Annotated in this window: 7 protein-coding genes, 1 tRNA gene and 1 other RNA gene; 5 read left to right on the plus strand and 4 right to left on the minus strand. The window is 71.8% G+C overall.

Annotation, left to right across the window (positions count from 1 at the left end; translation table 11 throughout):
* Positions 1-197 precede the first annotated feature (197 nt).
* Complete coding sequence (locus tag NS184_RS16630) at positions 198-788, minus strand: TetR/AcrR family transcriptional regulator (RefSeq protein WP_058727188.1); 591 nt, start codon at positions 786-788, stop codon at positions 198-200.
* A 160-nt stretch (positions 789-948) separates the two neighbouring features.
* On the opposite strand from NS184_RS16630, the gene NS184_RS16635 reads away from it, so the two are divergent.
* Entirely contained in the window at positions 949-2,205 is a 1,257-nt protein-coding gene (locus NS184_RS16635) for a multidrug effflux MFS transporter (protein ID WP_058727189.1), read from the plus strand.
* Positions 2,206-2,337: 132 nt separating this feature from the next.
* Positions 2,338-4,389 carry a helicase HerA-like domain-containing protein gene (locus NS184_RS16640; protein WP_058727190.1) on the plus strand — a complete coding sequence of 684 codons (2,052 nt, stop codon included), beginning with the start codon at positions 2,338-2,340 and terminating at the stop codon, positions 4,387-4,389.
* Between the two features lie 120 nt (positions 4,390-4,509).
* Here NS184_RS16640 and NS184_RS16645 read toward each other — a convergent pair whose 3' ends face one another.
* On the minus strand, positions 4,510-5,154 hold the full coding sequence (locus NS184_RS16645) for a hypothetical protein (protein WP_152998293.1): 645 nt from the start codon (positions 5,152-5,154) through the stop codon (positions 4,510-4,512).
* 282 nt (positions 5,155-5,436) lie between these two features.
* Positions 5,437-5,524 (minus strand) — tRNA-Ser (locus NS184_RS16650).
* 123 nt (positions 5,525-5,647) lie between these two features.
* On the opposite strand from NS184_RS16650, the gene pta reads away from it, so the two are divergent.
* Entirely contained in the window at positions 5,648-7,756 is a 2,109-nt protein-coding gene (gene pta / locus NS184_RS16655; RefSeq protein WP_058727192.1) for a phosphate acetyltransferase, read from the plus strand.
* A gap of 95 nt (positions 7,757-7,851) precedes the next feature.
* Positions 7,852-9,048: an acetate/propionate family kinase gene (locus tag NS184_RS16660; RefSeq protein ID WP_058727193.1), complete on the plus strand. Its 1,197-nt coding sequence runs from the start codon at positions 7,852-7,854 to the stop codon at positions 9,046-9,048.
* Positions 9,049-9,118: 70 nt separating this feature from the next.
* Here the strand turns inward: NS184_RS16660 and NS184_RS16665 are convergent, their stop codons facing one another.
* Positions 9,119-9,793, minus strand: coding sequence for an NAD(P)H-binding protein (locus NS184_RS16665; RefSeq protein ID WP_058727194.1), 675 nt, complete (start codon positions 9,791-9,793; stop codon positions 9,119-9,121).
* 36 nt (positions 9,794-9,829) lie between these two features.
* Here NS184_RS16665 and ffs point away from each other — a divergent pair.
* Positions 9,830-9,926, plus strand: an RNA gene (gene ffs / locus NS184_RS17575) — signal recognition particle sRNA small type.
* The last annotated feature ends 50 nt before the right edge of the window (positions 9,927-9,976 follow it).

Raw genomic sequence — 9,976 nt, forward strand, 5'->3', positions numbered from 1 at the left:
TGTATGAGGTAGTGCGGAAGGGGTACGACGACGTGACCGGCCTCGGGGCGGTGTCGTTCAGCGGACTGACGCAGGTGGCCCGCCGGTAGCGCGCGTCGCGTCCTCGACGGACGCCGAGACGGACCGGAGGCCCGGTGCCAGCTGGCACCGGGCCTCCGGTCCGTCTCCGGCGCGCGGGACGCGCGGGACGCGACGCGTCAGCGCCACCAGGCCGGGAACGACAGCGTGATCGTCTGGACGAGCGACTTCCGCGACCGGCGCGGGCCGGCGAGCCACGCCTCGATCGCGCCGACGAACCCCTGGGCGACGAACCCGGCCGCGACGTCGTCGAGGAGTTCGGGCCGGCCCTCGGCCGGGAGCTCCCGGATGTGCTGCGCGCTCGACACCGTGAAGTGGTCGACGAGGAGACGGTGCAGCGAACCGTCCTCCGGGTCCGGCAGGGCCTTGCCGTAGATCTCCTTGTACGACACGACGTGCTCGACCACGGCGTCGATGCCGCGGCGGGTGATGGCCTCGAGCTCGTCCGGCGCCGCACCGCGCTCGAACGCCGCGCGACGGGCAGCGGCGTCGTCGTCACGGATGCGGTCGAGCTCCGGCGTGAGCACGTCGGCGAGCAGCGACCCGGGGGAGACCGCGTGTGAGTAGAACGTCGCACGGTTGATGCCCGCTGCGCGCGTGACGTCGGCGACGGTGATGCGCGACACGGGACGATCGGCGGCGAGGCGCAGGATCGCCTCGCGCAGGGCCGCGGTCGTGTGCAGGATCCGGGCGTCCACCACGACACCCACCCCCTTCCTGTCCAGATCGCCCGGTCCGCCGGGCAGTCCGAACGTACCGCATGTCAGGTGACGCACAGGTGCGGTTAGGATGGTTCCGCGGCCGAATCGATTCGACCCGGCTCCGCCTTCCTCCTCCCACCACCCCTCCTCACGTCGAAGGACCCTGCTCGTGACCGCGCCCGCCACCACCGGTTCGCTCCGCGTCGTCCTGCACCCGGGGGACTCGCTCTCCCGTGGGCAGCGCCTCGTCTACGTCTTCGTCCTGGGTGCCCTCACCGCGCTCGGGCCGTTCACCATCGACCTGTACCTGCCGGCGTTCCCCGCGCTCAAGGAGCAGTTCAGCGTCACCGACGGCGCCGTGCAGCTGACGCTCACCGCCACGACACTCGGCTTCGCGATCGGTCAGCTGCTCGTGGGTCCGTGGAGCGACAAGGTCGGCCGTCGTCTCCCGCTCATCGTCGCCACGAGCCTGCACGTGCTCGCGTCGATCGGGGCCGCGACCGCACCCGACATCGAGTTGCTCGGAGTGTTCCGCGTGCTCCAGGGCATGGGGGCCGCAGCCGGCGGTGTGGTCGCGATGGCGACGGTCCGCGACCTCTTCGGCGGCAAACCGCTCGTCCGGATGCTGTCCCGCCTCGCGATGGTGAACGGCCTCGCGCCGATCCTCGCCCCGCTCATCGGGTCGCAGATGCTCCGGTTCACGAGCTGGCGCGGGATCTTCGTCTTCCTCGCCTGCTACGGCCTCGCCGTCGTGATCGCCTCCCTGCTGCTCATCGTCGAGACCCTGCCGCCGGCACGTCGGCACGAGGCGGGACACTCGAGTGTCGGGCAGCGGTACCGGGCGCTCTTCTCCGACCGGATCTTCGTCGGCGTCGCACTGATCGGCGCGATGGTGTTCAGCGGGCTGTTCTCGTACCTCAGCGCGTCGCCGTTCCTCTTCCAGCAGGTGTACGACCTCAATGCGCAGCAGTACGGTCTGCTCTTCGCGGTGAACTCGATCGGTGTCGTGCTCGGCGTGCAGATCTCGTCCCGCATCGCCCAGCGTGTCGGCCCGCAGTGGATCCTCGCGTGCTCGACCGCCACGCTGTTCCTCGCGGCCGTGGCGATCATCGTGCTCGACCTGCTCGGCGCCGGGCTCGTCGGGGTGCTCGTGCCGCTGTGGTTCTTCATCGCCGCCTGCGGGTTCTCGTTCCCGCTCGTGCAGGTGATCGGCCTCGCCGCCCACGGCAAGGAGGCCGGTACCGCAGCGTCCCTCCTCGGCGCCCTGAACTTCGGTGTGGCCGGGCTCATCTCGCCGATCGTCGGCTGGCTCGGCATCACCACCGCGGCACCGATGGCGGCCGTCATGGCCTGCACGTCGGCCGTGGCGATCACCCTGCTCTGGGTGGTCGTGCGGCCCCGCACGGTGCCGGCGCTCTCGCACTGACAGGCGGCACGGCGGCTGCTCCGCACGCTGTCGGACGACGTGACCGCGGTCGGACGACGTCGACCGTGTCGTCCGACCGCGATGCGGGGCGAGCACCGAACCGACTCGCGCTCCCGTTCGTATGCTGAGCGCATGAGCGACGCGGTGGAGCAGGCCCGGGCGGCGGCAGCGGCGGCGAAGGCCGCGGCGGACGAAGCGCGGCGGCTCGCCGACGAGGCGGCCGCACGGGCTGAGGAACTCGCGGCAGCGCTCGCGGCGTCGGCGCCCGCGACGCCCGAGGAGGCGACGCCCGACGCGTCAGCGGCCGACACGGCCCAGGCCGCGGACGGCGCGGCGGCGCCCACCGCTGCCGACGCACCCGACCCAGCACCCGGTGACGGCCCGGCCGTCGCGACCACCGACGGGCCGCCAGCGGCGTCAGGGACCGGCACCGTGCCTCCCGGCAGTGCGCCGGCGGCCGCACCCGACGACGCGGCGGGACCGCTCGGACCGGACGCCTTGTCGGCGGTCCGTGACGGCTACCAGGTGACCGGCAGCGCCCTCGAGCTCGGCGCCCTCGTGAACGGCGAGGCGTTGCCCGACGTGCAGGTGCGCATCCCGCTCGGCATGCTCAACCGGCACGGCCTCGTGGCGGGTGCGACGGGCACGGGCAAGACCCGCACGCTCCAGCTGCTCGCCGAGCAGATCGCCGCGAACGGCGTCCCCGTGTTCGCCGCCGACGTCAAGGGTGACCTGTCCGGCCTCGCTGTGCCCGGTACGAGCAGCGAGAAGCTCCTCGCCCGCACCGCCGGCATCGGGCAGGACTGGCAGGCCGTCGCGAGCGAGGCGGAGTTCTACAGCCTCGGCGGGCAGGGTACGGGCGTCCCGATCCGCGCAACCGTGTCCGGGTTCGGCCCGCTGCTGCTGTCGAAGGTGCTCGGGCTGAACGAGACGCAGGAGTCCTCGCTCGGGCTCGTCTTCCACTACGCCGAACAGGCCGGGCTGCCGCTCGTCGACCTCTCGGACCTCCGGAGCGTCCTGACGTTCCTCGTCAGCGACGACGGCAAGGAGGAACTGGCCGAGCTCGGCGGCCTGTCGAAGCAGACGACCGGCGTGATCCTCCGCGAACTCATCACCTTCGCCGACCAGGGTGCCGACCAGTTCTTCGGCGTGCCGGAGATCGACACGCAGGTGTTCCTCAGGACGGCCGCCGACGGACGTGGTGTGGTCAGCCTGCTCGAGGTCCCGGGCGTCCAGGACCAGCCGCAGGTGTTCTCGACGTTCCTGATGTGGCTCCTCGCGGACCTCTTCAACGAGCTCCCGGAGGTCGGCGACCAGGACAAGCCGAAGCTCGTGTTCTTCTTCGACGAGGCGCACCTGCTGTTCAACGGTGCGTCGAAGGACTTCACCGACCAGATCGTGCGCACCGTCCGGCTGATCCGGTCGAAGGGCGTCGGCATCTTCTTCGTGACGCAGACCCCGAAGGACGTCCCGAACGACGTGCTCGCGCAGCTCGGCTCGCGCATTCAGCACCAGCTGCGGGCACACACGCCGGACGACGCGAAGGCGCTCCGGGCGACGGTCTCGACGTACCCGTCGAGCGACTACGACCTCGGCGAGGTCCTCACCTCGCTCGCGACCGGCGAGGCGATCGTCACGGTCATGAACGAGAAAGGCGCGCCGACCCCCGTGGCGTGGACCCGACTGCGGGCTCCGCAGGGATCGATGGACCCGATGCCGACCGCCGACCTGGAGGCCCGGGTGCAGTCGTCGCCGCTCCTCGCCACCTACGGCACCCGCGTCGACCCCGACTCGGCCCACGAGATGCTCGCACGCCGCATGGAGGCGGCGGCCGCGGACGCGGCGGCAGCGGACGCGGCGAAGGCCGCAGCCGTGGCAGCCGCTGAGGCCGAGAAGGAGGCTGCGCGGGCGCAGGCGGCCGCGGCGAAGGAGGCGGCCGCGAAGGCGAAGCAGGAGGAGCGCGACCGGGCTGCGGCGCAGAAGGAGTACGAGCAGGCGCAGCGCGAGTTCGAACGGGCCGAGCGGGCTGCCGAGGCGCGGCGGTCGGGGCGGTCGAGCACGCGGACGACGGCGTCACGGAAGGCGAACGACCCCCTGTCGGACCTGCTCGGGTCCGGGCTCGGGCGGACGATCGCCAAGGAGGTCGTGCAGGGCATCTTCTCGACGCTGCGTCGGCGCCGCTGAGGGCCGGGTCACCAGCTGGGCGGGGGTCCTGCGCGTCGGGCGTCCTGCGCGTCGGGCGCGCAGCGCGGCGGGCGGGCTGCGCGTCGGGCGTGCTGCGCGTCGGGCGGGTTCCGCGTCGCGTCAGGCGGCGATGAGGCCGGCGGTCTCGACGACGAGGAGGCCGCCGATGACGAGGACCGCGAGCAGCCCGATCACGAGGAACGCCCGCGAGCGCTCGTACCACGCTCGGCTCGTGGGCCAGCGCCGCGCGAACTCGCGGGTGGTCATCGGCTTGGGCTCCTCGGTGACGGTCACACCGAGCTCGTCGACGATGCGGTCGAGCCCGGCGTCGCCCCACACGTCACCGCGCAACCGGAAGAGGTGTTCGCCGTCGGCGGCGAACGCCACGAGTTCGCGGACGGACCGTTCGACCGATGCGCCGTAGGTCTCGACGAGCAGGATCCGGTCGACCGCGTCGCGAGGGATCCGACGACTCGAGGAGAGCACGCCGCGCACGTCGACCGTGGTGGCGTCGACGCCGACGTAGGCCGTCCCGAGCCGGACGACCGCCGCACCCACGACGACGGCGAGGAGCGCGACGATCAAGGCCATGAGTGCCCACAGCCGGAACGGGAAGGACACCCACACGAGGGCGACGGCGAGGGGGACCGCGGAGAAGGCGATGCTGAGCGCGGTCGAGCGGACGAGCGCGCTGCGGGGACGGACGACGACGTCGTAGGTCCGGGAGCGCGGTCGCACCGCCGCCTGCGCAGTCATGTCCCCCACGTCGGATCCTCCTGTGATGCGGGCACAGCGGATGACGCTGCCGAGCGACGCCCCTGCCGCTCGTGTCCCGTGGCGCCCCGTCCCGGGGACGCCGTCCGGTCAGCATAGGCGACCGACGGGTATCGTGGACAGCCCGTTCCACCCCGCGGCGGCGTGTCGTGGCCACCGTGCGCGGATCGGGGTTCGGGGCGGTCCACCAAGAGGGGGACCGAGGGTCACGCGTACGATCCGGGAACGACGACGGCGCGAGACCTGGTCGGTCTCGCGCCGTCGTGCTGGTGCTGGCGGAGGATAGGGGATTCGAACCCCTGAGGGCTTGCACCCAACACGCTTTCCAAGCGTGCGCCATAGGCCACTAGGCGAATCCTCCAGGCGCCACCTCGCGGTGACGACACCCCATGGTACAGGTCCGCGAGGGTGTGGATGACCACGCACATCCACAGATGGGAATCCGCCCGGATGTCGCCACACGACCGACGGCTACCCTGGATCCGTGTCGACCCGCATCTACATCACGTCCGCAGAGGGGCACACGGGCAAGAGCACCGTCGCCCTCGGAGTCCTCGAGACGCTCGCCCGCACGGTCGGCCGGGTGGGCGTGTTCCGGCCGGTGGCGCGGTCCGTGCACGAGCCGGACTACGTGCTCGAACTGCTGCTCCAGCACACCGCGGTCGGCATCTCCTACGACGACGCGGTCGGGGTCACCTACGACGACGTGCACGCCGACCCGGATGCCGCGGTCGCGACGATCCTCCGGCGCTTCGCCCAGGTCGAGCAGCAGTGCGACGCGGTCGTGGTCCTCGGATCGGACTACACCGACGTGGGCAGCCCCACCGAGCTGTCGTTCAACGCCAAGGTCGCGACGAACCTCGGCGCTCCCGTGCTCCTCGTGCTCGGTGGACGCGACTCCGCCGATCGCGGCGCCAGGACTCCCGAGGCGATGGCCCAGGTGGCGGACGTCACGACGAGCGAGCTCCGGGCGGCACACGCGCAGCTCCTCGGCGTCGTCGTGAACCGGGCGGACCCCGACCGCCTCACCGAGATCGTGTCGAGCGTCGGCGCCGCCGTGCACGACGACCACGCCGGTGTCCCGGTCTGGGCGATCCCGGAGGACCCGGTGCTGGTGGCGCCGACGGTCCGTGCCCTGCTCGAGGCGACCGACGCCACCCTGGTCCGGGGCGACGAGGCCCTGCTCGACCGTGAAGCCCTGGGCACCGTCGTCGCCGGGATGAGCATGGAGAACGTGCTGCCCCGGCTGATCGAGGGCGGCATCGTCGTCGTCCCCGGGGACCGCAGCGACGTCCTCATCGCGATGCTGCTCGCGAACCAGTCCGAGACGTTCCCGAGCCTCGCCGGGGTGATCCTCAACGGCGGGTTCGAGACGGCACCGCAGATCTCGCGGCTGCTCGAGGGCTTGTCGAGCTCGCTGCCGATCGCCCAGAACGCCCTCGGCACGTACGACACGGCGCTCCGCATCACGCAGACCCGGGGCCGGCTCGCTGCCGACTCGCCGCGCAAGGCCGACCTCGCGCTCGCCCTGTTCGAGCAGCACGTCGACGCCGACGAACTCCGCGACCGGCTCCAGGTCACGCCGTCCGGTGTGGTCACGCCGCTCATGTTCGAGCACGGCCTCCTCGACCGAGCGCGTGGGTACGGCAAGCACATCGTCCTGCCCGAGGGTGACGACGACCGCATCCTCCGGGCGGCATCGACGCTGCTCGCGCGTCAGGTCTGCCGGATCACGATCCTCGGCGAACCGGCAGCCATCCGGACGCGGGCGACCGAGCTCGGGCTCGACCTCGAGCAGGCGCAGCTGCTCAGCCCGTTCGACCCCGAGCTCCGAGAGCGCTTCGCCGAGGAGTACGCCCGGCTCCGGGCGCACAAGGGCATGTCGGTCGAACTCGCACGCGACACCGTCACCGACGTCTCCTACTTCGGCACGCTCATGGTGCAGCTCGGCCTCGCCGACGGCATGGTCTCCGGGGCGAAGCACACCACCGCGCACACCATCCGGCCGTCGTTCGAGATCATCAAGACCCGCCCCGAGACGTCGATCGTGTCGAGCGTGTTCCTCATGGCCCTCGCCGACCGGGTGCTCGTCTACGGCGACTGTGCCGTGATCCCGGACCCGACGAGCGAGCAGCTCGCCGACATCGCGATCTCCTCGGCCGAGACCGCGACGCAGTTCGGCATCGACCCCCGGGTCGCGATGCTCAGCTACTCGACGGGCGACAGCGGCTCCGGAGCAGACGTGGACAAGGTGCGTGCGGGCACGGCGTTCGTCCGGGAGCGCCGCCCGGACCTCCTCGTCGAGGGCCCGATCCAGTACGACGCGGCCGCCGACCCGACGGTCGCGAGCGCGAAGATGCCCGACTCGCCGGTGGCGGGCAAGGCGACGGTGTTCATCTTCCCCGACCTCAACACGGGCAACAACACGTACAAGGCCGTGCAGCGTTCCGCCGGAGCGGTCGCGATCGGCCCGGTCCTCCAGGGCCTCCGCAAGCCCATCAACGACCTCTCCCGCGGTGCGCTCGTCAGCGACATCGTCAACACCGTCGCGATCACGGCCATCCAGGCCGGCACCTCGTCCGAGGCCGCCTGACCCGGCCGACCGAACCCGGCCAGCCACCTGCGCGACGTGCGCCGACTGACCACCACGCACCGCGCCTCCAGTCCGAACCGAAAGGCACCACCGAAGTGACCGCAGCCCTCGTCGTGAACTCCGGATCGAGTTCGTTCAAGTACCAGCTCATCGAGCTCGACGACGAGCGGACCCTCGCGTCCGGCCTCGTCGAACGCATCGGCGAGTCCGCCGGGGCCTGGAAGCACACGAACGCGATCACGGGGGAGTCCTCCTCGAACGACTCCGCGTCGGTGCCCGACCACGCCGCGGGGTTCCAGGCGATGCTCGACGCCTTCGGGAAGGTCGGCCCGTCGTTCGAGGAACACCCGCCGGCAGTCGTCGGGCACCGCGTCGTGCACGGTGGTACCACCTTCGACGCCGCCACCGTCGTCACCGCCGAGGTCGAGCAGCAGATCGAGGACCTGTCGTCCCTCGCGCCACTGCACAACCCGGCGAACCTCGAGGGCATCCGCGCGGCGAAGCAGGTCTTCGCGGACGTGCCGCACGTCGCCGTGTTCGACACCGCGTTCCACCAGACGATGCCCCCGCACGCGTACACCTACGCGATCCCGTCCGACCTCGCAGAGCGGTACGGGATCCGCCGCTACGGCATGCACGGCACCAGCCACAAGTACGTCTCCGAGCAGGCAGCGGCGTTCCTCGCCCGACCGCTGTCGGAGCTCAAGACGATCGTGCTGCACCTCGGCAACGGGGCCTCCGCGGCGGCGATCGACGGCGGGCGGTCGATCGAGACCTCGATGGGCCTCACCCCGCTCGAGGGCCTCGTGATGGGTACCCGCTCCGGCGACCTCGACCCCGCGGTCCTCGTGCACCTCCACCGCGAGGCCGGGCTCGACTTCGACGAACTCGACGACATCCTCAACAAGCGCTCCGGCCTGCTCGGGCTCACCGGCAACGGTGACATGCGCGACGTGCAGGACGCGGCGTCCAAGGGCGACGAGGTCGCCGAGGCGGCGCTCGCCGTGTACCGGCACCGCATCCGCCGGTACGTCGGCGCCTACACGGCGCAGCTCGGCGGGCTCGACGCGGTCGTCTTCACCGCCGGGGTGGGGGAGAACAACGCCCTGCTCCGCCGGCGTGTGCTCGCCGGGCTCGAGCACCTCGGCATCGAGGTCGACGCGGACCGCAACGAGCTCGCCTCGCGCGAGGCCCGGCGCATCTCCACCGACGCCTCACGTGTCGCGGTGCTCGTCATCCCGACGAACGAGGAGCTCGAGATCGCCCGGCAGTCGGCCGCGGTCGCGCTGTAGCGCCGCGGCGCCGGAGGGCCGGCAGTGCGACGTCGTGCCCGGTGCCCGTACAGCCGGGCGGCGGCGCGCGTCAGCCGAGCGCTGCGAGCGCTGCCGGGATCGGGGTGTTCCCGCTCGTGACCTCGAACTGCACCCCCACCGCCAGGTCGTCCACGAGTGCGTGCACGACGAGCGCCGCCACGTCCCCGCGGGGGATCGAGCCGCGCGGGACCGTCCGGCCGACGTCGACCGTGCCCTGCGGCGGGGTGTCGAGGAGTGCGCCGGGGCGGATGATCGTCCACCGCAGGTTGCGGGCACGGATGTTCGCGTCGGCCTCGGACTTCGCCCGCAGGTAGACCTGGAAGACGTCGGCGTCGTCCTGGGCGGGGACGACGGCGCGCTCGGGGTCGTAGCGGTCCGCCGCCATCGCGGAGATCATCACGTAGCGCTGCACACCGAGGCGTTCCGCGGCGTCGGCGAGCAGGAGCGCTGCGTCCCGGTCGACGCTGAGCTTCCGTTCGGCGCCGCTGTTCGGGCCGGCACCCGCGGCGAACACGACCGCGTCGACACCGCGGAGCCGCAGCGCGAGCTCGTCGTCGTCGAGCTGCTCCAGGTCGGCCACGAGCGCGGTGGCCCCTTGCTGCTCGACGTCCGGGACGTGGGCGGGGTTCCTGACGATCGAGACGGCGTCGTGTCCGGCATCGGTCAGCTGGCGAGCGAGGAGCAGGGCGATCTGTCCGTGGCCCCCGGCGATGGCGATCTTCATGTGTCCGATACTGCCCGTGACGTCCGGTAGACTTTCGGAGGCTCCTCACGTGACGCCATCCAGGCCAACTCCCCCAGGGCGGAAACGCAGCAAGGGTAACCGGGCTCTGGCGGGTGCGTGGGGAGTCTTTTCGTGTCTGCCCGGCGGGTGACCGGGGCTGTGTCTTCTCGGTGCGGGGTGCGT

The sequence above is a fragment of the Curtobacterium luteum genome (assembly GCF_001475545.1).
Classification (GTDB): Bacteria; Actinomycetota; Actinomycetes; order Actinomycetales; family Microbacteriaceae; genus Curtobacterium; species Curtobacterium luteum_A.